The organism is Leifsonia sp. fls2-241-R2A-40a (assembly GCF_030209575.1).
Taxonomy (GTDB): domain Bacteria; phylum Actinomycetota; class Actinomycetes; order Actinomycetales; family Microbacteriaceae; genus Leifsonia.
This window is the reverse complement of the sequence record NZ_JARVRS010000001.1, coordinates 1,499,235-1,520,667: the sequence shown is the minus strand read 5'-3', so window position 1 is coordinate 1,520,667 and position 21,433 is coordinate 1,499,235. Positions and strand designations below refer to the sequence as shown.

Genomic DNA, 21,433 nt, shown 5'->3' with positions numbered 1-21,433 from the left:
GGTCAAGTGGTTGCCACCGCGCACCTTCAGTGCGTTCGACCCGAGGATCCGTGCCGAATCGCTGCTTCACGGCGGAGTTCGCCAAGGGGCGTTGCGGCGCGCCGCAGGCGGCCGTCCGAGTAGCGGACGCCTCCGCGCAGGCGCGCACCGAGCGCGAGCCACACGCACACGGCGCGCTCCGCCAGCCACGCCGGCGCCCACGGGGCCGCGGTCGCCGGGAAGAGCCTGCGGCCGCCCGCGCGACGCCGGCCCAGCTCGGCGAGCGCCACGACAGCGCCGGCCGCGGCGAGCAGGCGTGCGGGACGACGCAGGGAGAAGAGCACCAGCGGCAGCACGGCGAGCTCGGCCAGCAGGCGGCCCGGCTGCGCGAAGTCGTCGTACGCCTGACGCACCCGCTGCCGGAGGAAATGGCGCACCTCCGGCGGCCGCCGGGCCACGCCGATCCTGTCGGCGGCGACGACACGGCCGCCCGCGGCCAGGACGGTGCGGATCAGTTCGAGGTTCTCGAACAGCACATCCCCGTCGTAGCCTCCTGCGTCGATCACCGTGCGGCGACGGACCGCCAGCGTGCCGGGGTAGTCATGTCCGAGGGCCCGGTTGAGGAGGATGCGGCCGGTGTCCCAGCGGGCATGCCACGGAGCGGGGACGAACACGTTCTGGGGGCGGACGAGCTCGGCCGAGTCGAGCATCCCGACCACCGCGCGCAGCGCCCCCTCGTCATAGCGGACGTCATCGTCGGCGATCACCACGCGGTCGTGCCGCGCGGTGCGCAGCCCGGTCATGACGCCCGCCACCTTGCCGTTGTGCCCGGGCCACGGCTCGACCGGGAGGTGGCGGACGCCCGCGGGGAAGGCGTGCGCGTGGGCAGCGAAGCGCTCGGGCGCCGAACCGTCCACCACGGTCACGTCGATCAGGTCCCGCAACCCGGTCAGGTAACCGACCAGCTCGTCGAGCCCGGCGTCGTCGGCCCAGCGCAACGGCAGGACGTACTCGGCGTCGACGGTCACTCGCCCGCCTCCTGGAACCGCGGCGAGTAGAGGGTCGCGCCGGGCCGCAGCCGCACGGTGCCGTCGGCGATCGACGCGAGATCCGACCACAGCACCAGGACGGAGCCGCGCGCCCGCCAGCCCAGGAACCGCGCCACCAGCGCGGGAGCATCGACGCCGGTGCGCTCGTACCCGGCGAACGAGCTGTGCGAGTGCGGGCTGACCACCAGTCCGTAGAGGCGGGCGGCGGCGAGCAGGCCGTCGGGTGGCCCGTCGAGCGCGAATCGCGCATCCACCACCACACCCAGACGCTCGCCGTCCGCGGTCAGCACGGCGTTGCCGAGCAGGTCACTCAGGATCATGGCGACCTCCGGGGATGCGGGCGATCACGTGGTCGCGGAGCCACCGCTCCGTCCAGCTGGCGTCGAGCGAATCGGCGGCGACCGCCACTGTGATGACGATGCCCAGGTCGGCGACGACCTTCCAGGGGATGCGGATGAAGCGCGAGTCCGGAAGCCGGCCGCCGAAGACGCGCGTGAGCAGGACCGGCCCCGTGAGTAGCGCCGACACCCGAGGCGGCTCCTGCGGGTCGAGGTGCGCCGCATCGGCCGGGTTCGTCACTTCGACATCGTCGACGGTGCTGACCGGCACGCCGTCCGGGTCGAGCATCTGCCGGTCCAGCAGGTCGAGTCCGGCGTCGAAGACGCGCCCGGCGACCCGGGGCGGCGCGGGCAGTCGACGGCGTTCGTTCATGCGCCCGCTCCTGTCACGATCATAAGAGGGATGGCGGCGATCGACGCCACCAGGATGATGCCGAGGTAGATCAGCCCGAAGAAGTTGGTCACCCGGCCGTTGACCTTGTCGCCCATGTACTGCGGGTCGTTGGCGACGATCAGGATGGGCAGATACGTCAGCGGCAGGGCGATCGCCGAGAAGACCACCGAGAACTCCGTCACCTGCACCGGATCGACCCCGGTGAACAGGATGCCCAGCGCGACCACCAGCGACAGGATCATCACCGCGTGGAAGCGCGACGCCGACGCGGGACGCCGGAACTTGCCCCACGGCCAGCCGAAGAACTGCGCGAGCGTGTACCCGCTCGAGAGGGTCACCTCGAGGGCTGCGCCGAAGGTCGCGGCGACGAATCCGAGGATGACGACGATCAGCCCGATCTTGCCCAGCGCCTGCGCCACCGGCAGCGCCGTCTCGAAGAGCGACTCCACCGCGATCCCCTTGGGCAGCAGCACGACGGCGGCGCACGCGGCGATGGACAGCGAGAGCAGACCGCCGAGCGGGAACCCGACGAGAACGTTGAGGCGCGACTGGGAGAGATCCTTGGTCTTCCACTTCTCCTCGATGGCCCCGGAGGAGAAGAAGAACACCTCGTAGGGGGTCATCGCGGCGCCGAACAGTGCGACCGCGTAGTACCAGTAGGTCGCCGGCGACTCGTCCGTGTGGGGCGACGGTGTGAGCAGTACCTGGGAGCCGAGCGACGTCCAGTCGGGATGGAGGAGGAACAGCGCGACGGCGAACACGACGAGGGCGAGCCCGAGCAGCCCGGTGACGTTCTCGAGGATCGAGAACTTCACGCGCCAGATGACGATCCAGACGGCGATCGCGGCGACCGGGAACCACAGCGTCGGCGAGATGCTGGAGGCCAGCTGCAGGGAGAGCGCGATTCCTCCGACCTCGGCCGCCAAGGTGAGCAGGTTGATGAGGAACGACGCGGAGAGGTTCGCGAGCGCCATCCGTGCGCCCAGGCGCTCCCGGATGATCTCGAAAGTCGCCCGCCCGCTCACTGCGGCGACCCTCCCGGACATCTGGGCGAAGATGCAGATGCCGATGACACCGACGATGACGACCCACGTCAGCGTCATCCCGAAACGGGAACCGACGACACTGTTGGTGACGAGATCACCGATGTCGACGAAGCCGCCGATGGCGGTGAGCACGCCCAGTGCGACGGCGAAGAGCCCCTTCATCCGCGTTCCAGCCGCTTCGATGCCGCGTCGAGCTGCTGTGCGAGCCGATCGAGCCGGCGGCGCTGCGGATCGAGGGCCTTGCCCGAGTCGTGCCCGGCGGCCGATGCACGCTGAGCCGACGCCACCGCGTCCTGCGCTGCGCGGATGTCCGTCAGCACGCGATCGCGGCTCACTCCGATTCCGCCCTGCGCCGTCATGGTCGAGACGGACATGGCCTCCTGGCTCAGGCGGTCGGCCGCATCCGAGAGCCCCGTATCCATCACGGTCGGAAGGATGTGGTCGGCCTCCTGCAGTCCGAGCACGAGTCCCGCAGCGCGCGCGGCGGACGCTGCGGTCCCGGCCGACTGCGAGAGACTGCTCCGTGCCGAGTCGTCCGCCGAGCAGGCCGAAAGGCCGCCGGCGACGAGCAGCACCAGTGCGGCGCCCGCCAGCTGTCGATGGATCACGCCCAGGACTGTACGCCCGCTGTGAGAACGGTGACAGTGCTGGGCGTGGTGCCTCCTCGACGGCTCACATGTCGGGAGCCGTCCTCACGGGGGCGTCCTGGCGGAATCCCGCCGTGGCCTCCTCGTACGTCGTGTGCCGCCGGGCGGGGTGCGAATCCGCCGGAGGAGGAACGTCCGCCTTGCTCAGAGCGTGCAGCACGAGCTGCTCCACGAGGGCGGCGGCAGTGGTGTCCCGCGAGCGGGCGATCCGCACCAGGGCAGCGAACTCGCGCTCCCCGAGGCGGATCGTGAGGGGCATCCCGGCCGGGGCGCGACCCGGCCCGTGAACCGACGCCGGCTCCGTCAATTCGGCACCGTGAGATTCCTTCATGTCTGAAGCCTCGCACAGGAGAGCGCTCTCGTCAGGTACTTTTTTGTTCGGGAAACGCACACGACCTGCTCTGAACCGTTGCACAGGGATGAGCGTGCCCCGGAGGATCGATTCGTCGCGCGTTCGGCGCTGCCCCGTTCCCCCCGGTCCCGGCAGCGTCAGCGCGGCACCTCAGCGGCGGGATCCTGGTCTTCGGGTGGCCAGGATCTCGCCGCCATGAGATCCAGCCCCTCCTCGAGCCGCTGCCGTACGTCGTCCGTCGGGACCGTGCCCAGACCGAACGACAGGGCCATTGCCGCCGAGGCGGCAGCACCGACGATCCGGTGGATGCGCGGGTTCCGCGCGCGGTCGCCGAGGGTCCGCTGAGCCGCCTCAGCCGCGCCGGCCAGGAGATCGTGCAGCCGCACGCGCTCCTCCTCCGAGGGCTCACCCGCCGCGAGGGCGGCCGCCGCCTCACGGAGCACGGGCTCCAGCACCGAATGGAGGACCTCCTCCGTGTCGCTGCCTGCGCCGCTGCCCGGGTCGGTCTCCGCCCGCCTGCGCAGGGCCGCATCCAGCGTCGCCAGCAGCGTGGCCGGCGTGAACGGCTTGGCGAGGAAGTGCGCCCCGTCGCGCTCGACCGCGGCGCGAGCCCCGGGGCCCGGCAGCAGCCCGCTCATCAGCACCACCGCCGCCTGCGGCTGCTCGGCGGCCACGCGCCGCGCGATCACGTCGCCCGGCACGCCGGGCATCATGATGTCCGTCACCACCGCGTCGAAGCGCGGCCCCTGCGAGATCAGGTCGAGCGCTTCGCGGCCGTGCGCGATCTCGGTGACGAACCCGTTGTGGTCGAGCGTCTGCCGGACCAGTTCGCAGATCGCCGATTCGTCATCCACGACGAGCACGCGGCGACCGCGACCCGGGCGCGGCACGGGCGCCCCTCCGCGCGACGGCGCCTCGACTCCCGCGCTGGCGACCGGCAGCTCGAAGCCGATCGACGTGCCGGCGCCCAGCGCGGTCTCGACCTGCAGCTCGCCGCCGTGCGCCTTCACGATCGCGGCGGAGGTGGGCAGGCCCAGCCCGGTCCCCGTCTCCTTGGTCGTGAAGAACGGCTCCAGGATGCGGGCCGCCGTCGCCGCATCCATCCCGACACCCGAATCCCGGACGTCGAGCCGTACGACGTCGCCGCGCGCGACGGCGCGCACGGTCACCACCCCGCCGTCGGGCATCGCGTCCCGGGCGTTGGTGATCAGGTTGACGAGCACCTGGAACAGCTCCGTGCCGTCGCCCGCCACCGCAGGCAGCTGCTCGGGCGCATCCACGACGAGCTCGATCGATTTCGGCAGGGTCTCCCGGCAGAAGCTCGCCAGCTCCGCGAGGAGCGTCGGCAGGTCGACGAGCTCACGCCGGCCCTCCGTGCCCCGGGCGAACGAGAGCACCTGACGGATCATCGCCGCTCCCCGCTGCGCCGCAGCATCCAGGGCGTCGAGCATGTCGCGGCGCCGCTCATCCTGCTCGTCCTGACGCAGCAGCTGGACCGACATGAGGATGGGCGTGAGCACGTTGTTGAGGTCGTGGGCGATCCCGCCCGCGAGCGTCCCCAGGCTCTCCAGGCGCTGCGCCCGGATGCGCTGCTCCTCCTGCCGGCGATGCTCGGTGATGTCGGAGTTGACGGCGAAGACGGTGACCTGCCCGTCCTCGCCGCGCGACAGCTGCCACCGGCAGTCGGCGATGATCTCCGAGCCGTCGGCGCGCCGCTGGCGCAGCTCGCCCACCCAGAAGCCGTCGCGCATCAGCGCTTCGCTCGCCGCGTCGAACTCCGCCGGGTCCTCGTAGAGCAGGTCGCGCACCGACCGCCCGACGGCCTCCGCCGCCGAGATGCCGTAGATGGTCTCGGCGCCGCGGTTCCAGTAGCGGACCATGCCGCCCAGGTCACGCACCAGGATGGCGTCGCGGGCGGCATCGAGCAGGGCGGCCTGGGAGGCGACCCTGCGCGTGTACTGCTCGAGCTTGCGCCGGGCCTCCTGATCCTCGGTGACGTCGCGCACGATGACGGCGATGCCCTCCTCGGTGGGATGCGCATCCACCTCGAACCAGGAGTTCCACTCGGGCGAGTAGGCGCGGGCGCTGCCCGCCTCGCCGTTCTCCATCGCGTCGCGGTAGATCTGCTCGAACGGGCTGCCGAGCGCGGTCGGGAACAGCTCCCAGATCGTCTTCTCGCGCAGCTCCGACTCGTCGAGCCCGACCAACTGCAGGGCCCACGAGTTGGCGAAGGTGAACTGCCAGGAGCGGTCGACGAACGCGATGGCGTCGTGCACCTGGTCGAGCGAGCTGCGCAGCAGCCGTGCCATGGCGCGCTGCTCCTCGCGGTGCTGCACGAGCGCCGTCACGTCATGGAACGCACCGTGGATGCGCACGACCTCACCGATCTCGTTGCGCTCCGGCTCGCCGACGAGGTGCGCGTGCATGAGGCGCCCGGAGGGGTGCACGATCGTGGCGCGGAGATCCAGAGGGACGCCGTGCACCACGGTCCGCTGGAAGGCGGTCCGGACGGCCCGGCGGTCCTGCGGTTGGAAGAGGGCGAGCGCCTCCGCGTCGACCGGCACGCGCCCGGGCTGCAGTCCGAGCAGGTGGAACAGTCCCTCGCTCCACATGATCTCGCCCGTGACCACGTCGACGACCCAGCCGGCGAAGCCGGCGATGCGCGCCGCCATCCGCACGAGGGCCTCGTTCCCGGCCGCGGCGGCGGCGGAACGCTCCACGTCGCCGATGTCGCGCGCGATCGCCAGGACGGCGGCCACCTCGCCGTCGGTGCCGCGCAACGGGAGGATCGTCACGTCCAGCGAGCGGATGCGCCCCTCCGGCGTCACGATGCGGGTCACGTACCGGCGGTTCTCGCCCGTCAGCGCTTCACGGAACCGCGCCATCGTGTAGTCGAGGGAGTCCGGGTGCAGCAGCTGCGCGAACCGCATCCCGACCAGTTGCTCGGACGGGTAACCGGTGAGGGCGGCGAGCGCGCCATTGGACTCGACGAACGTCCCGGAGACGTCGACGACGCAGACGCCGTCGGGGTGACCGTGGAAGAGAGCATCCAGTCCGTTGAGGCGCAGCGCCTCGGACGGCGACGTCAGCGACGCGCGCGGACCGATGGGGTGGGGCATGGGAGGGATTGTAGGCGGATAAACGGCCTACACTGGCCGCCATGAGCGCTGAAGACGGCCATCAGGACAGTCTCTCGCTCCACGCGCCACCCCCCGCGTATTCGCTGACCGAACAACGCGAGCCGCCCGGCCGCCGGAGCGTCGTGAGTCCTCGAAGGATACTGGGGCTCATGGCGTCCAGCTCTGGGACGGTGACATAAGGGCAGGTGCCAGAACGATGACCGATACTTCCGCGCGGACCCGGACCCTGCGGGCCGTGGTGGCCGACGACGATGTCTTCACGGCATCGATGGTCGCCTCCGCCCTGCGCTCGACCGGGATCGAGGCCGCGCAGGCCACGAGCGCCGCCGAGGCGTGGGACGCCATCGTCGAGATCGAGCCGAACGCCATCGTGACCGACCTCGACTTCGGCGGGGGCGACTCCGGTGCCGAACTGCTGTGGCGGGTCCACCACGAACTCCCGTGGGTGGGACTCGTCGTGCTCACCTCGCACCTCTCGCCCGAGCTGGCCGTCGGCGACGACGCGCTGCCCCCGTCGGTCGTCTACCTCGTCAAGTCGCAGGTGAAGGACGTGGATGTGCTCGTCGGCGCAGTCGACGCGGCGATCATCGGCGGTGAGCATCACATGGCCGAACCGGGCGACGACGTGCGCACGGTCACCCGGGCCCAGGCGGAGGTCCTCCGGCTGGTGGCGTCCGGCGCCTCCACCCGGCGGATCGCCGCGGAGCGCGGGACGAGCGTGCGCGCGGTCGAGACCATGCTCGCCCGGCTGTACACGGCGCTGGGGGTGGATGCGGACGAGCAGGCGAATCCGCGGGTGACCGCCGCGCGGATGTGGCAGCAGGGGCGGGTGCGGATCCGCTAGCCGGTTCCGCCGCGGCGGAGGCGCCGCAGGAGCCGATGCAGCGGCGTCTCGTCCAGGGCGGCGACCGAGCCGCTGTCCGGACCGGCGTCGCGGTCGTTCTCCGCGTAGCCCGAGTAGCCGCAGTCCTGACAGACCAGGAGGTCGCGGTGGACGGCGAGACCGGCGCCGTAGTACGGGTTCGCCACCAGGCGCGCAGCACTGCGGCACTGCGGGCAGCTGGCCTCGCGCATGGCGCCCCCTTTCCCATCCCCCGGACCATCATGCGCCCGATAGGCCAGTTCCCTAGAGACCCCTATTCGCGTCCCGAACGCAGCGAGAGCCGCTTCGTCCCCCGTTCGAGGGCGTCCGGATGACCATGATGTGAACTCCGGATGAAGCGCGGCATGCGGCTCCCGCGCCACTTCTAGGATCGCTGACGCCGGTCCCGTCACCGGTGTCCGCCCCCGTCCTTGGAGCATCCACCGATGTCGACCCGCGCCCGGCTCGCCGCCCTCTTCGCGGCGCTCGGCGCACTGGTGGTCGTTGTAGCGGTGCTGACCATCGTGCTGCGTCCCGCCGCCGTGGCGTCCACCGCCCCGTCGGCGTTCGAGGTGACGGCGGGGCTCGACGACTGCGGGCGCGGATGGAGCGACGGCGCTGCCGCGGGCGCGACTGCCGACGAGACCCACGTCCACGGCGGCGACCAGACGTTCACCGTGACGAACACCACCGTCGGCGGCATCGAGGTCTACGTCCAGGCCGTCGACAGCAAGCGGGTCTACCTCGACCTGGAGAGCCTGGGAGCTGGCGCGCACGCCGTCGCCCGCGTCACCCTCGGCGCGGGGCGATATCGTTTCGTCTGCCTGCCCGCCGACATGGACCCGGTGCATGGGCCCACCGTCGCGGTGGGGACGCCGCCCCCGGGCTCCCGGCTCACCCCCGGCATCGTCCCGGTCACCCGGAACGACCTCATCCCGGTCGCCAAGACCTACACGACGTGGGTGGCGTCACGGCTGCCCGCGCTCCGCGCCCAGGTCGCCGCCGTGGCGGCCGACGCCGAGGAGGGCGACTTACCGAGCGCCCAGCGCGACTGGCTGAACGCCCACACCACCTACGAGACGCTCGGCGCCGCCTACGGGGCGTTCGGCGACCTCGGGGACGAGCTGGACGGGCTGCCCCGACACGGGCTGACCGGCTTCCATCTGGTCGAATCGCAGCTCTGGCATGGTGCTTCCGCCGGAACCGTCGCGGCCTCGGCGCGCGCTCTGGGCGCTCTGATCGACCGGCTGCAGGCGAGCTTCGCCGACGCCCAGCTCGACCCGGGCGAGGTGGCCCTTCGAGCACACGAGATCGTCGAGGACGCCATCCAGGACAGCCTCACCGGCGCAACGGACGCGGGCTCCGGCAGCGCGCTCGCGACCATCGACGCCCAGCTGACGGGCGCGCAGGAAGCCCTGTCACCGCTGATCCCGGTGCTCACCGGGCGGTACGACCGCCTCGCCGACGCCCGGCGGTCACTCGCGGACGCGCGGGCTCTGGTCGAGACGCACCGCGCTGCCGACGGCACCTGGATCCCGCTGGCTGCGCTCGACCGCACGGCACGGGAGCGAGTGGATGCGGCCCTCAGCCGCGCCGCGGAGCTCCTCGCACCGGTAGCCGCGATCTGCGACCCGAGGAGGGACTCATGACCGGTATCGGACGCCGCGACTTCCTGCAGGCGACGGCGGCGGGCGCCGCGGGCGCGGCGACCATCGCCGCTGCCGGTGCGACCACGGCCACTTCCGCCACCGCGGCGACGGCCGCTGCCGCTCCGCACGGCCGCACCGTCGCCGGGCCGTCCGACGGGGCTCACCAGCACGGCATCCTCACCCCGCCGCAGCGCGAAGCCGCGTTCGTCGCGCTCGACGTGACCGCCGCATCCCGGGCCGAACTCGCCGACCTGCTCAAGACGATCACCGAGCGGTCCCGCTTCCTCACCTCCGGGGGCACGCCGCCGGATCCGGGCCTGAGCGGCCCGCCGCGCGACTCCGGCGTGCTCGGGCCGACGGTCGTCGCCGACTCCACCACCGTCACCCTCTCGGCCGGCGCCTCCCTCTTCGACGAGCGGTTCGGTCTCGCCGGGGCGAAGCCCGCGCGGCTGCGGACGATGGACGAGTTCCCCGACGACGCGTTGCGCCGCGACGTGTGCGACGGCGACCTGCTGCTGCAGGTCTGCGCGGCCGACCGCGACGCCGTGACCCACGCCGTCCGCGAGATCGCGCGAGCGACCCGAGGCGCCATGCAGGTGCGCTGGCGGCAGGACGGCTTCGTCTCGCCGCCGCGCCCGAGCGGGACACCGCGCAACCTGATGGGCTTCAAGGACGGCACGAGCAATCCGCACACCGGCGAGGCCGCCGAGATGGCACGGCTGGTGTGGGCGAAGAGCGGGGGCGCGGAGCCCGCCTGGGTCGCCGGCGGCAGCTACCACGTGGTCCGGGTCATCCGCATGCTGGTCGAGTTCTGGGACCGCGTGAACCTCCACGAGCAGGAGAACATGATCGGCCGCCGCCGGGACAGCGGCGCCCCGCTCACCGCGTCGGCCGAGTTCGACGACCCGCACTTCGAGAACGACCCGACGGGCGACGTCATCCAGCTGGACGCCCACATCCGGCTGGCCAACCCACGCACGGCCGACACCGACGCCCAGCGGATGCTGCGCCGCGCGTACAACTACGACGGCGGTCTCGACGCCAACGGCAACCTCGACATGGGGCTGATCTTCGTCGCCTTCAACCAGGACCTGGACCGGCAGTTCGTCGCCGTCCAGAAGCGCCTCGCCGGGGAACCGCTCACCGACTACATCCAGCCGTTCGGCGGCGGCTACTACTTCGCGCTCCCCGGGGCGCGGGACTCCTCCGACTGGCTCGGGCGCAGCATGCTCGCCTGACCAGCGGAGGCCACCCGTCACGACCGTGCCGGGCACAGTGAAAACAGGAAGAAGGAATCGTGTTCAGACCCTCACGTCTGCGCCGCTCCCCGATCGCCCTCGCGGGGGTCGCGCTCGCCAGCGCCGCCGCCTTCGCGGGCGCCGGAATCCTCGCGGGTGCGCCCGCGGTCGCCTCGGCCGGCAACTCGCACGCCGACCACTCCAACCAGACCCTGACACCGATCAAGCACCTCGTCGTGATCTTCGACGAGAACATCTCGTTCGACCACTACTTCGGCACCTACCCGAACGCGGCGAACACCGACGGGACGACCTTCACGGCGGCCGCGCACACCCCCGGCGCCAACACCCTGGCGACCTCGGGCACGCTCACGAACAACCCCAACCTGTACGCGCCGAAGCGGCTCACCCACGAGCAGGCGGTCACCTGCGACCAGAACCACAGCTACGCCGCGGAGCAGGCCGCGGTCGACGGCGGCAAGATGGACCAGTTCGTCCAGAAGACCGAGACCGACACGTGTACGGGTGCGTACGCCGCCCCGGGCCTGGTCATGGACTACTACGACGGCAACACGGTCACGGGTCTGTGGAACTACGCCCAGAACTACGCCATGAGCGACAACAGCTGGGACACCGTGTTCGGCCCGTCCACCCCGGGGGCGCTGAACCTCATCTCCGGACAGACCCACGGTGGAACCGCCTACGACCCGAAGACCGGCGCCGTGCTCACGACCTCCACGGCGGTCCAGTCGGCGGACGCGAAGGGCGTCGGCACCGTGATCGGCGATCCGGACCCGGCCTATGACGACTGCTCCGACAACGACCACACGTCGTCGTCCGCCGTCGTCGGCATGTCGGGCCGCAACGTCGGCGACCTGCTCAACGCCCGCGGCGTGAGCTGGGGATGGTTCCAGGGCGGCTTCACGCCGACCACCGCCTGGAACGGCCAGACCGGTTCGTACGCCAAGTGCGACGCCGTCACCGCCAACATCGCGGGCGCGACCCCGAAGGACTACTCACCGCACCACTCGCCGTTCCAGTACTACAAGTCCACGTCGAACCCGCACCACCTCCCGCCGACGTCGGTGAAGGCGATCGGACGCACGGACCAGGCGAACCACCAGTACGACCTGACCTCGTTCGACGCCGCCCTGAAGGCGAACAACCTGCCCGCCGTGTCGTTCCTGAAGGCCCCCGAGGCGCAGGACGGGCACGCCGGCTACTCCGACCCGCTGGATGAGCAGAAGTTCCTCGTGAACAAGATCAACGCCATCCAGAAGTCGGACAGCTGGTCGAGCACCGCGGTCGTCGTCGCCTACGACGACTCGGACGGCTGGTACGACCACGTCGCCCCGAAGATCGCGAACGGCTCGAACGATCCCGCGGTCGACTCGACCGTGTGCACGAGCGTGAAGCAGGTCGCGGGCGGCTACGCCGACCGCTGCGGTCCGAGCCAGCGCCTCCCGATGCTGGTCATCTCGCCCTGGGCCGCACAGAACCGCGTCGACCACACCCCGGTCGAGCAGACCAGCGTGCTCCGCTTCATCGAGAACAACTGGCTGACCGGCCGGATCGGCGACGCGTCGTTCGATGCCCGCGCCGGTTCGCTCGGCGGAATGTTCGACTGGTGGCACCCGCAGCACCGCGAGGTGCTGCTCGACCCCGCGACCGGTGCCGTCAGCTCGGTCGTCTCCACCAAGCCGCACTGGCCCAACCCGCCGCGCGGCGGCTGGGCGGCTCAGCCGTAACCCGCTGCCTGACAGGTGCAGGCGAGGGGCGGTCCGCTGTGCGGGCCGCCTCTCGTCGCGTCAGCGGAGGGCGTCGCGTCAGCGGAGGGCGTCGCGCAGGAGCTCGTCGAGCGAGAGCGGGCGGCGACCGGTGACGCGCTCCACGTCATTCGTCACGCCGGCGAGTTCACCCGCCGCGATGGCGGTGTAGGTCGAGACCCACGCATCCAGCTGCCAGTCGGGCGCGTGCCACCGGGCTCTGGACGCATACGCCTCGGGGAGGGTCTCGTCGTGGAACGAGACCGGCCGCCCGGTGTGCGCGCTCAGCTTCTCCGCCACCTCGGCCAGCGTGAGCTCCTCGGGACCGGTCAGGTCGTAGGTCGCCTCGAGGTGGTTTCCGGGATGCTGCAGCACCTCGGCCGCCACGCGTGCGACGTCGGCTCGGCCGACCATCGCCGCCCGCCCGTCCGCCGCAGGCCCACGGATGACGCCGTCGTCGCCGACCAGGTTCTCGGCGAAGTCGAGGTACAGGTTGTCGCGAAGGAAGGTGAACTGCATCCCGGACGCCCGGATGCTCTGCTCGGTCGCGTAGTGGTCGCGCGCGAGCGTGAACGTGGCGTCCGGAGCCGCCCCGAAGAACGACGTGTACACGATGTGCCGTACGTCCGCCTCGGCCGCTGCGTCCACGAACGCGAGGTGCTGACCGAGCCGCTCGACATTCTCGGCCGCCGACACCATCAGCAGCGTCTCCACCCCGTCCAGCGCGGCGAATACCGCCTCCCGGTCGCCATACGACGCGGCGACCACCGTCGAGCCCGGGTACCGCGGCGCCCGTTCGGGCGAGCGCGCCAGCATCCGGAACGGCAGCCCCCGGTCGGCGAGCGCGTCGGCGGTCATGCGCCCGACGGCGCCGGTGACGCCGGTCAGGGCGAGGGTGGGGGGAATGTCAGTCATGTCAGCTCCCAGCAGAGACAGAAGGGGTGGCCCGAGGGGTCTGCGTAGACCTGGAAGCCGTCGTGCGCATCCAGGTCGTCCGCCGCCCGCAGCAGCGTTGCTCCGGCCGACATGGCATGCTCGTGGGCTTCGCGGATGTCGTCGATGTAGAGGTCGAGATGCAGCTGCTGCTGCGGGCCGTCCGGCCACCTGGGACGTTCGTGGCCTGGCGCCAGCTGGAAGCCGAGCCTCTGCTGGCCGTCGACGTAGACCGAGCGCCAGCCCTCGTCGTCGCCGCGGACCTCACCACCCATCAGCGCCGCCCAGAAGGCGGCCTCGCGCTCCAGGTCCGGGGTGTCGAATACGACGATCTGGCGGCTGATGCGCATGGCAGAATCCAACCCCACGCCACCGACACGGGCAAGAGCGGTGTCCGCTCAGCGGCCGAGTCGCTCGTCCAGCCAGTCGAACATCCGCTGTTCGGTCAGGGCCCGTGCCAGCGGCTGGACGTGGAAGTCCGCCCCCTCGGCGGCGGTGAACCGCGTCAGCGTCGAGACGGACGGCGCCGCCGCTGCCAGCCGCTCCGACTGCCCGGGCCAGAACTGCTCGTGCTCCGGGTCGGTGATGAGCAGCTGGGTGGTGATCTGGCCCGCGACCTTCTCGACGGTGTACTGCAGCACCGCACGGAGCGTCTCGGCGTAGCCCGTCGTCCCGTAGGGCCGGGCACGGAACCGCCAGGTGCTGGCGAGGTCGTGGGAGAACTTCATCCCGAACTCCATGTCGCGATCGAACTTCGCGTCCTCGCCCTCGTCGAGGAGCTTGCGCATGTTCGCGGGGAGGTGGTCGGTCCACGAAGTCGACACGTCCACGACCCCGGGGTCCGCGATCGCGGCGGCGAACCGGTGCTCGAAGGCGAGGGCGCGCGGGACCCAGTAGCCACCCTGACTGATGCCGTAGAGGGCGACGCGGTCCGGATCCACGCCCGGCTGGCCGAGCACGAAGTCGAGGACGGGCGTGAGCACCGCCTCCCAGTCCGGCCGGAACGGGAGGTCGTGCTCGAACAGCATCGACTGCTGGCCCGGGCCATCGAAGACGAGTGCGTGGTATCCGCGTCGCAGCGCACCGGAGACGGCCGACGACCACAGGCTCGTGAGCGCGCCGTCGCTGCCGTTCACCACGACCAGTGCAGGCCGCTTCTCGGTGGCAGAGCCGGGGGCCCGGAACAGGTAACCGGGCATCGTGGTGTCCTCATACGGGATGTCGACCCGCGCGATGTCGAGGTCGACCAGGTCGACCCAGCTATCCCACGCGGCACGGTGCTTCCGGAAAGTCGGCAGCAGTTCATCCTCCGAGGGCAGCGACGCGACCGCGTTCACCGCAGAGGCGTAATAGGAGGCCGCCCGCAGGTAGGCACTCGCGCCGCTCGCAGAGTGTCCGGCCTGCGCGGAGGCTTCGCCCTGAGCTGCGACCCGATCGCCGAGGGCCAGCCACGCGCGGAACCATCCGTCGTGGTCCTTCTCGCCGATGCCCTCGACCGCGGCGAGCACTTCGCCGATGTCGGCGGCTCCGCTGAAGGCCTGGCCGATCGTGGTGCGGATCTCGAAGTCGAAGTCGGGATTGCCCGAGAACCGGAACTCGTGGGTGCGCGCCATGACGACAGCCTGGCGCGAGTCCCGGGCCGCGCGCCATCCCTCGTGCGGGTGGCCGGGCCACGCGCATTCGTCAGTCGATGAGGTCGCGTTCGACGAGCTGCCGCAGCACCTCGACCCCCGCGGGCGGGCAGCGCACGGCATCCGCGCTGGTCGTCCAGTGGATGCTGCCGACCTCGTTCGACGGGACCGGTTCGTCGTCCGTCCACGCCCGGAACACCCGCATGTGCACCTGCCGGCCGTCCGGTTCGCCGTGCGCCTGCGTCCGCACCTCGAAGAGCTCCTCGAGGCCGTCGGGCGACAGTTCGAGCGCCACCTCCTCGAAGGCCTCCCGGGCGGCCGCCTGCTCGGCCGTCTCGCCCGCATCCACCTTGCCGCCGGGCAGGTAGTAGACGTCCCGCCCGCGGGCGGTCACCATGAGGATCCGGCGATCGCGGAGCACGGCGACAGCGGAGACGATGAGGGGAGCGGGCGTCACGCCACCACGCTACCGGCGGAGCCGCCTCGCCGGCCCGCGCCGACGGGAAGCGTTCCGGCTCGGCGCCCGCCGTGCCAGGATCGTGAGCGTGACCGGTCCGACGATGCTGCTCGACAGCGCCTCCCTGTACTTCCGCGCCTTCTACGGCGTGCCCGACACGGTGAAGGCGCCGGACGGCACCCCGGTGAACGCCGTGCGCGGCTTCCTCGACATCATCGCGAAGCTCGTCACGGACTTCCAGCCCGGCGCCCTGATCGCCTGCTGGGACGACAACTGGCGCCCGGGATGGCGGGTCGACCTCATTCCCAGCTACAAGGCGCACCGGGTGGCGCGAGCCGTGCCCGGCGGGGTGGATGTGGAGGAGACCCCCGAAGCGCTCGTCACGCAGGTCCCGGTCATCCGCGAGGTGCTGGATGCGGTGGGCATCCCGATCGTCGGCGCAGCGGACCACGAGGCCGACGACGTCATCGGCACACTGGCGACGCAGACGCCCGGACCCGTGGACGTGGTGACCGGCGACCGCGATCTGTTCCAGTTGGTGGACGATGCGCGCACGGTCCGGGTGATCTATACCGCGCGCGGCATGAGCAACCTCGAGGTGCTCACCGGGACCGTCGTGGAGAGCAAGTACGGGGTGCGCGCCGACCAGTACGCCGACTTCGCGGCGATGCGCGGCGACACCTCGGACGGCCTACCGGGTGTTGCCGGCATCGGCGAGAAGACCGCCGCCGCGCTGCTCGCCGACTACGGCGACCTCGCCGGGATCATCGCGGCGTCGCAGGATTCCTCGAGCGGCATGAAGCCGGCCGCCCGCGCCCGCTTCGCCGCCGCGTCCGACTACCTGGCGGTCGCTCCGCGCGTCGTCGAGGTGGTGCGCGACCTCCCTCTCCCCGACGTGGATGCACGGCTCACGCCGCCGTCGCCCGAGCAGCGGGAGGCGCTTGCCGCACTCTCCGAGCGCTGGGGCCTCGGCGGGTCGCTCGACCGCTGAGCGGGTCGCGCGCCCGCGCGTCGCCCTGCTACGCCTCGGGCGTCCAGCGCCACAGTTCGCGCTGCGCCAGCAGGGCCAGCTCCCGCAGGACATCGAGGTCCGCCGCACCGTCCGCCGACGCCCGCGGGGAACGTCCGAAGACGCAGAGCGCGCCGATACGTGTGCCGTCCGGCGCTTCCACCGGGTACCCGGCGTAGTACCGCAGCCCGGCCGGGCCGGTCACCAGGGCGTTGGCGGCGAACCGTCCGTCCACCGCCGCGTCGGGCACGACCATGCCATCGGGCGTCTGGATGGTGTGGATGCACGCCGACTGCTCGATCGGGATCGTCTCGAGCACCGACCCGGTCGAGGCCAGCGGCCACTCCTGCGTGTCGTCGAGCACCGTGAACATCGCGATCTCCGTACCGAGCGTCCGCTTGGCCGTTCCGACGATGCCTTCGAGCCGCGCGTCCTGGCCGTGCGTGCTGAGTCGCAGCCGCTCGATCGCCTCGGCACGGGCGGAGCCGTTGCTCCGGTGTGCCGACGCCGGAGGGGAGGGGTGCTCCTGAAGGGAGGGCGCGAGCACATCCACGATCTGGCGAGCCCAGAACAGATAGTCGGAGGGGGTGCGGTGCCGCCGCGAGTCGCTTTGAGTGCGCGACAGGCCGGCGAAGTGAGCCCCGGTCTCCGCGCAGATGATGCGGGCCACCGCGTTGAGACGCTCGGCGTGGTCGTGGGCGACCTGGCCGCGCTCCGAATCGTAGGGACGGATCGACCGGATCGGCTGCGCCCCCAGCCACACCACCGCGCGTGGCCCGGTGGTCCTGGCCTGTTCGAGCAGCCGGCGCAGGCGTTCGCCCCAGGCGCGCGGCTCCCGTAGCCGCAGGGCGTCGGCGACCGCGCCACTGATCACCACGGCGTCGTAGCGTTCCAGGTGGACGGCCTGCAACATCCGGCTGAGCCGGCGAACCCCGGCCGACGGGTGCGGGACGACATCCACGACGGTCCCGCGGTCGGTCGACGCGGCGAGAGAGCGCGCGATGGCCCCGGCGAACGCGAGGTCGTGGCTTCCGACACCCCAGCCGACGGCCGGTCCTGACCCGATGAGCAGCACCCGCAGCGGATTCCGTCCCGCGACGAACGCCTGGCGCCCGCCGACCGGGCGGACGAGTCGCGCGCGTACGGCGGACACATGCGCCAGCCAGATCCACATCGCGACCCGGCGGCGCAGCGACAGCCTCCGGTCGTGCACGGTCCGACCGTAACCTGAGCCCGTCGCGCGCCCGAATCCCCCCGCAGCCGGGTGTTCGCTGACCGCCGCCGTTGTACCCCGATCCCCGCACCGCCAGCCCGACCGCACCGGAAACGGAGGAACCGACGCCGCGCCTGGCTCCGATCTCCTCCGTTCTCCGCATTCGCGCCTCCCGCATCCCATCTCTCCTCCCTTTCCCACGCGGTGGGAAAGGGAGGAGAGGCGGAAGCGGGGAGGCCGGAACGCAGGAAAGGGAGGAGGAATCTGGTGGGGGAGGCGAAACCTCCTCCGTTTACCGCCGACGCCCGGGGTGGTGGGAGAGCGGGTTACGGCAGGATGTGCCCGGCCGACGTGAAGAGGCGGTACCACTCCTCGCGGGTGAGGGGGATCTCGGATCCGGCCGCGGAGTCGCGCACCCGCTGGTCGTTGGTCGTCCCGAGCACGACCTGCATCCCGGCCGGGTGGCGCGTGATCCAGGCCACCGCGATCGCGGTCGGCGTGACGCCGTACTTCTCGGCAAGTTCGTCGATCACGTCGTTCAGGTCGGCGAAGTTCTCGCGGTCGCCGAGGAAGACGCCGTCGAAGAAGCCCTTCTGGAACGGCGACCACGCCTGCAGCACGATGTCGTGCAGCCGGGCGTAGTCGAGGATGCCGTTGTCGCGGTCGATCGACTGGTCGAGCCCCGCCATGTTGGCGGCGACGCCCTGGGCGATGACCGGCGCGTGCGTGATGCTCAGCTGGACCTGGTTGGCGATGAGCGGCTGCGACAGCGAACGCTGCAGCAGCTCGATCTGCCCGGGCGTCTGGTTGGAGACGCCGAAGGCGCGGACCTTGCCCGCGGCCTGCAGCTCGTCGAAGGCGAGAGCCACGTCCTCCGGCTCGACGAGGGTGTCGGGACGGTGGAGCAGCAGGATGTCGAGGTAGTCGGTCCGCAAGGCCTGGAGGGACTCATCCACCGAGCGCACGATGTGCTCGCGGGAGAAGTCGAAGAAGCCGTCCCGGATGCCCACCTTCGACTGGATGACGACCTGGTCGCGCTCCGCCGCCGGGATGGCGCCGGCGTCTCCGAAGCGGCGCTCGCAGCCGTGACGCTCGTCGCCGTAGATGTCGGCGTGATCGAACATGGTGATGCCCGCGTCGCGCGCGGTGCGTACGAGGGTGCGGATCTGCTCGTCGTCGAGAGACGAGATGCGCATGAGGCCGAGGATGATGTTCGACGCCGTGATGTCGGACCGGGGGAAGGTGAACGTCTTCATGCGTACCATCTAACCCCTCGTCAACCCCCTGGATATGCGGAATTCCGCGACTACCGTCGGGAAGGCTAGAGAAGGAGCACCCGATGACCATGACGCCTGATTTCCATGTCGCTGTCGATGACTTCGCGCAGGAGACCGGCCTGGGGCATCGTACGCAGACGCGGTCCGGCTACATCGTCCACGCTCTCGGGAGGGACTTCCGGGTCACCGACGAGATGGCGCGCATCTTCCTGAACCAGGTCGAGCGCGTGGCCGCCGCCGACGCTTCCGCACTGGTCGTGCTGCGACACGACGCGGGCGTCGAGCTCCTCCTGGTCACGGACGACAACTCGTTCTCGATCCGCACGGCCCCGTAGCGGCCCGCGCCGGTCGTAGGCTCGACGCGTGAGCGACGGGAGCGATTCGGCGGCGATCGAGGGGATCAGCGCGGCCATTCAGGATGCGGTCGCGCGGCTCGAGTCGGCGGACGCACGCCAGGAAACTCTGGCCGAGTACATCCCCGCGCGGCGGAAGCTGCTCATCCCGCGCGAGCCCGTTCTTCGACGCGTCGGGCACGTCTGGCGACTGGGCGTGTTCCTGCTGGATGCCTCCGGCGAGCTCCGAGCCACGGGGACGCTCGTCCGGGCGACGCCGCCCGGGCGACCGCAGTACCAGTCCGAGTCCGCGGAGCACAGGCGCGCTCTCCGCGCGGCCGCTCAGCGCGGGCATTTCCGCGATGGCGAGACCGTGAACTTCGATGCGCCGCCCATCCCTCTGGATGCGGCGGTGCTGCGGGAGGCGCGCGGCCCGCTGTTCGTGCGGGACGGCCACGCGCTGGTCCGGTGGAGCGCGACGGCCGGGGATGCGGGCGCGCGGGACTTCGGGGGCTACCTCGCCGAGCGGGTGGAACTGCTGTCCCACCCGCCCGACGGAGCCTGAACGCGAGAAGTCAGACGGCGGGCGACGGCGTCGCGTCACCGGAAGAGCTGGTGCCGGTCCCGGAGCTGCTGCTGCCGGTGCTGCTGCTGCCGGAGCTGCTGCTGCCGGTGCTGCTGCTGCCGGTGCTGCTGCTGCCGTTGCTGCTTCCCTTACCGGTGACCTGGTCGATCTTCGCGGAGGCCTTGTCGGTGACCTTGCTCACGGTCTCGCTGACCTTGCCCCCGACGTCGGACGCGGCGCGTCCGGCGAGGTCTTTCACGTCGCCCTTCACGTGCTGCACGGTGTCCGACTCGGCGAACCCGCGCCACCTGCGGCGCATGTCCTCGTAGGCTCCACGCCCCGCGCGCGATCCGATGATGTACCCGACGGCGATTCCTGCGGCAAAGGTGATGATCTTCATGGCGTGCACGGTACGCGCGCGGCGCCGAACGCGACAGGTGCGGAACGCGGCCCGGGGGCACAATGTCAGGGTGACGACGCAGCGGACGGGCGCACGGTCGGCGATCCTGGTCGAGGGAGCCAGTGACCGGGCCGCCGTGCTGCAGGCGGCGCGGCTGCTGGGGACCGACCTGACCGCGGGCGGGGTCGCCGTGGTCCCGATGGGCGGCGCGATGAGCGTGCGCCGATTCGCCGGCGAGCTCGGACCCCGCGGGGCCGGACTGCCGTTGTGCGGCCTGTGCGACGCCGGCGAGGTGCGGTTCTTCGAGCGCGCCGGGCTCGCCCCGGAGTCCGTCTTCGTGTGCCGCCCCGACCTGGAGGCGGAGTTGCTGCGCGCACTGGGCATCGACCGGGCTGAGGCGGTGCTGGAGGAGGAGGGCGACCTCCGGCTGTTCCGGACGTTCCAGCAGCAGCCCGCGCAGCGTCAGCGCCCGGTCGAGGCGCAGCTGCACCGGTTCCTCGGGACGACCTCCGGTCGCAAGCAGCACTACGGCACGGCGCTGACGGCTGCCCTGTCGGCCGGCGACCTTCCGGCGCCGCTGCGCGGTGTCGTGCTCGCGGCCGCGGCAGCGGTCTAGGGTTACGGGATGCCCGCGACCACCGATCCCGCACTGCTCGAGCGCCTGCGCAACCTGTTCGACGCCCGCGACCGCGCCGACATGGCCCCCACGATCGCTGCGCTGCTTGACGTATTGGCCCAGCATCCCACCGACCCGCACGTGCTCTACGAGGTGGGCGGCGCCTACGACACCGCGGGCGAGGAGGAGACGGCGGCCGGATACTACGAGCGGGCCCTGGCGGCAGGGCTCGACGGGGACGCGCTCCGCCGCTGCCTCGTGCAGTACGGCAGCACCCTCCGCAACCTCGGCCGGTTCGACGAGTCGCTGGCGGCACTGCAGCGCGGCCGCCAGCTCTTCCCCGAGTCGGACTCGCTGCGCGTCTGGCATGCGCTGTCACTGCACGCCGCCGGCCGGAGCGACGGCGCGGTGGCGGAGCTGATGGAGCTGGCGGCCGATCGCATCCCCTCGCCGGACCTGCAGCGCTACGAGATCGCCGTCCGCGGCAACGCGGAGTACCTGCGCTCGCTCGACGCGTCGCGCTGAGGGCCGACGGGGACT

The 21,433-nt window shown here is 71.5% G+C and carries 24 protein-coding genes; 9 read left to right on the top strand and 15 right to left on the bottom strand.

Features of this window, described 5'->3' with window-relative positions; translation table 11 throughout:
- Positions 1-26: 26 nt before the first annotated feature.
- From QRN40_RS07690 to QRN40_RS07660, 7 genes are all read right to left on the bottom strand, one after another.
- A complete protein-coding gene (locus QRN40_RS07690) occupies positions 27-1,007 on the bottom strand; it encodes a glycosyltransferase family 2 protein (RefSeq protein WP_285114979.1) in 981 nt (326 codons plus the stop codon).
- The gene (locus QRN40_RS07685; RefSeq protein ID WP_285114978.1) at positions 1,004-1,348 is read right to left on the bottom strand and encodes a PRC-barrel domain-containing protein; all 345 of its coding nucleotides are present in this window, start codon (positions 1,346-1,348) and stop codon (positions 1,004-1,006) included. The genes QRN40_RS07690 and QRN40_RS07685 overlap by 4 nt, the downstream gene beginning before the upstream one ends.
- Positions 1,335-1,739 (bottom strand): hypothetical protein, encoded by a 405-nt coding sequence (locus QRN40_RS07680; RefSeq protein ID WP_285114977.1) that lies wholly within the window; start codon positions 1,737-1,739, stop codon positions 1,335-1,337. Before QRN40_RS07680 ends, QRN40_RS07685 begins: the two co-directional genes overlap by 14 nt.
- A complete protein-coding gene (locus QRN40_RS07675; protein WP_285114976.1) occupies positions 1,736-2,968 on the bottom strand; it encodes an NRAMP family divalent metal transporter in 1,233 nt (410 codons plus the stop codon). The genes QRN40_RS07680 and QRN40_RS07675 overlap by 4 nt, the downstream gene beginning before the upstream one ends.
- Positions 2,965-3,414, bottom strand: coding sequence for a hypothetical protein (locus QRN40_RS07670; protein ID WP_285114975.1), 450 nt, complete (start codon positions 3,412-3,414; stop codon positions 2,965-2,967). Before QRN40_RS07670 ends, QRN40_RS07675 begins: the two co-directional genes overlap by 4 nt.
- A 64-nt stretch (positions 3,415-3,478) precedes the next feature.
- Complete coding sequence (locus tag QRN40_RS07665) at positions 3,479-3,784, bottom strand: hypothetical protein (protein ID WP_285114974.1); 306 nt, start codon at positions 3,782-3,784, stop codon at positions 3,479-3,481.
- Positions 3,785-3,942: 158 nt separating this feature from the next.
- Positions 3,943-6,924, bottom strand: coding sequence for a hybrid sensor histidine kinase/response regulator (locus QRN40_RS07660; RefSeq protein WP_285114972.1), 2,982 nt, complete (start codon positions 6,922-6,924; stop codon positions 3,943-3,945).
- A gap of 217 nt (positions 6,925-7,141) precedes the next feature.
- Here QRN40_RS07660 and QRN40_RS07655 point away from each other — a divergent pair, with 217 nt between their 5' ends.
- Positions 7,142-7,789 (top strand): response regulator, encoded by a 648-nt coding sequence (locus QRN40_RS07655; protein WP_285114971.1) that lies wholly within the window; start codon positions 7,142-7,144, stop codon positions 7,787-7,789.
- Here QRN40_RS07655 and QRN40_RS07650 read toward each other — a convergent pair.
- Positions 7,786-8,019, bottom strand: coding sequence for a hypothetical protein (locus tag QRN40_RS07650; protein ID WP_285114970.1), 234 nt, complete (start codon positions 8,017-8,019; stop codon positions 7,786-7,788). The genes QRN40_RS07655 and QRN40_RS07650 overlap by 4 nt on opposite strands.
- A 234-nt stretch (positions 8,020-8,253) precedes the next feature.
- Here QRN40_RS07650 and QRN40_RS07645 point away from each other — a divergent pair, with 234 nt between their 5' ends.
- From QRN40_RS07645 to QRN40_RS07635, 3 genes are read left to right on the top strand one after another with little or no spacing between them, the layout of a single operon-like run.
- On the top strand, positions 8,254-9,456 hold the full coding sequence (locus QRN40_RS07645; RefSeq protein WP_285114969.1) for an EfeM/EfeO family lipoprotein: 1,203 nt from the start codon (positions 8,254-8,256) through the stop codon (positions 9,454-9,456).
- Positions 9,453-10,694, top strand: a complete 1,242-nt coding sequence (gene efeB / locus QRN40_RS07640) for an iron uptake transporter deferrochelatase/peroxidase subunit (protein ID WP_285114968.1) — start codon at positions 9,453-9,455, stop codon at positions 10,692-10,694. The genes QRN40_RS07645 and efeB overlap by 4 nt, the downstream gene beginning before the upstream one ends.
- A gap of 59 nt (positions 10,695-10,753) precedes the next feature.
- Positions 10,754-12,442 carry a phospholipase C gene (locus tag QRN40_RS07635; protein WP_285114966.1) on the top strand — a complete coding sequence of 563 codons (1,689 nt, stop codon included), beginning with the start codon at positions 10,754-10,756 and terminating at the stop codon, positions 12,440-12,442.
- Between the two features lie 78 nt (positions 12,443-12,520).
- Here the strand turns inward: QRN40_RS07635 and QRN40_RS07630 are convergent, their stop codons facing one another.
- From QRN40_RS07630 to QRN40_RS07615, 4 genes are all read right to left on the bottom strand, one after another.
- Positions 12,521-13,375 carry an SDR family oxidoreductase gene (locus QRN40_RS07630; RefSeq protein WP_285114965.1) on the bottom strand — a complete coding sequence of 285 codons (855 nt, stop codon included), beginning with the start codon at positions 13,373-13,375 and terminating at the stop codon, positions 12,521-12,523.
- Positions 13,372-13,743 carry a VOC family protein gene (locus tag QRN40_RS07625; RefSeq protein WP_285114964.1) on the bottom strand — a complete coding sequence of 124 codons (372 nt, stop codon included), beginning with the start codon at positions 13,741-13,743 and terminating at the stop codon, positions 13,372-13,374. Before QRN40_RS07625 ends, QRN40_RS07630 begins: the two co-directional genes overlap by 4 nt.
- 48 nt (positions 13,744-13,791) lie before the next feature.
- A complete protein-coding gene (locus QRN40_RS07620; RefSeq protein WP_285114963.1) occupies positions 13,792-15,006 on the bottom strand; it encodes an alpha/beta hydrolase family protein in 1,215 nt (404 codons plus the stop codon).
- A gap of 70 nt (positions 15,007-15,076) precedes the next feature.
- Positions 15,077-15,481 carry an NUDIX hydrolase gene (locus QRN40_RS07615; RefSeq protein ID WP_285114961.1) on the bottom strand — a complete coding sequence of 135 codons (405 nt, stop codon included), beginning with the start codon at positions 15,479-15,481 and terminating at the stop codon, positions 15,077-15,079.
- A gap of 103 nt (positions 15,482-15,584) precedes the next feature.
- Here QRN40_RS07615 and QRN40_RS07610 point away from each other — a divergent pair, with 103 nt between their 5' ends.
- Positions 15,585-16,472, top strand: a complete 888-nt coding sequence (locus QRN40_RS07610; RefSeq protein WP_285117457.1) for a 5'-3' exonuclease — start codon at positions 15,585-15,587, stop codon at positions 16,470-16,472.
- A 28-nt stretch (positions 16,473-16,500) separates the two neighbouring features.
- Here QRN40_RS07610 and QRN40_RS07605 read toward each other — a convergent pair whose 3' ends face one another.
- Positions 16,501-17,703: a GDSL-type esterase/lipase family protein gene (locus tag QRN40_RS07605; protein ID WP_285114959.1), complete on the bottom strand. Its 1,203-nt coding sequence runs from the start codon at positions 17,701-17,703 to the stop codon at positions 16,501-16,503.
- Positions 17,704-18,029: 326 nt separating this feature from the next.
- On the bottom strand, positions 18,030-18,959 hold the full coding sequence (locus QRN40_RS07600; RefSeq protein WP_285114958.1) for an aldo/keto reductase: 930 nt from the start codon (positions 18,957-18,959) through the stop codon (positions 18,030-18,032).
- An 83-nt stretch (positions 18,960-19,042) separates the two neighbouring features.
- Between QRN40_RS07600 and QRN40_RS07595 the strand changes: the two genes are divergently transcribed.
- Together QRN40_RS07595 and QRN40_RS07590 are read left to right on the top strand one after the other, a co-directional pair.
- Positions 19,043-19,315 (top strand): TetR family transcriptional regulator, encoded by a 273-nt coding sequence (locus tag QRN40_RS07595; RefSeq protein WP_285114957.1) that lies wholly within the window; start codon positions 19,043-19,045, stop codon positions 19,313-19,315.
- Between the two features lie 28 nt (positions 19,316-19,343).
- Positions 19,344-19,877, top strand: a complete 534-nt coding sequence (locus QRN40_RS07590; protein ID WP_285114956.1) for a hypothetical protein — start codon at positions 19,344-19,346, stop codon at positions 19,875-19,877.
- 10 nt (positions 19,878-19,887) lie between these two features.
- Here QRN40_RS07590 and QRN40_RS07585 read toward each other — a convergent pair whose 3' ends face one another.
- A complete protein-coding gene (locus tag QRN40_RS07585) occupies positions 19,888-20,277 on the bottom strand; it encodes a hypothetical protein (RefSeq protein WP_285114955.1) in 390 nt (129 codons plus the stop codon).
- 70 nt (positions 20,278-20,347) lie between these two features.
- Between QRN40_RS07585 and QRN40_RS07580 the strand changes: the two genes are divergently transcribed.
- Entirely contained in the window at positions 20,348-20,893 is a 546-nt protein-coding gene (locus QRN40_RS07580; RefSeq protein WP_285114953.1) for a TOPRIM nucleotidyl transferase/hydrolase domain-containing protein, read from the top strand.
- Between the two features lie 9 nt (positions 20,894-20,902).
- Positions 20,903-21,418, top strand: coding sequence for a tetratricopeptide repeat protein (locus QRN40_RS07575; protein WP_285114952.1), 516 nt, complete (start codon positions 20,903-20,905; stop codon positions 21,416-21,418).
- The last annotated feature ends 15 nt before the right edge of the window (positions 21,419-21,433 follow it).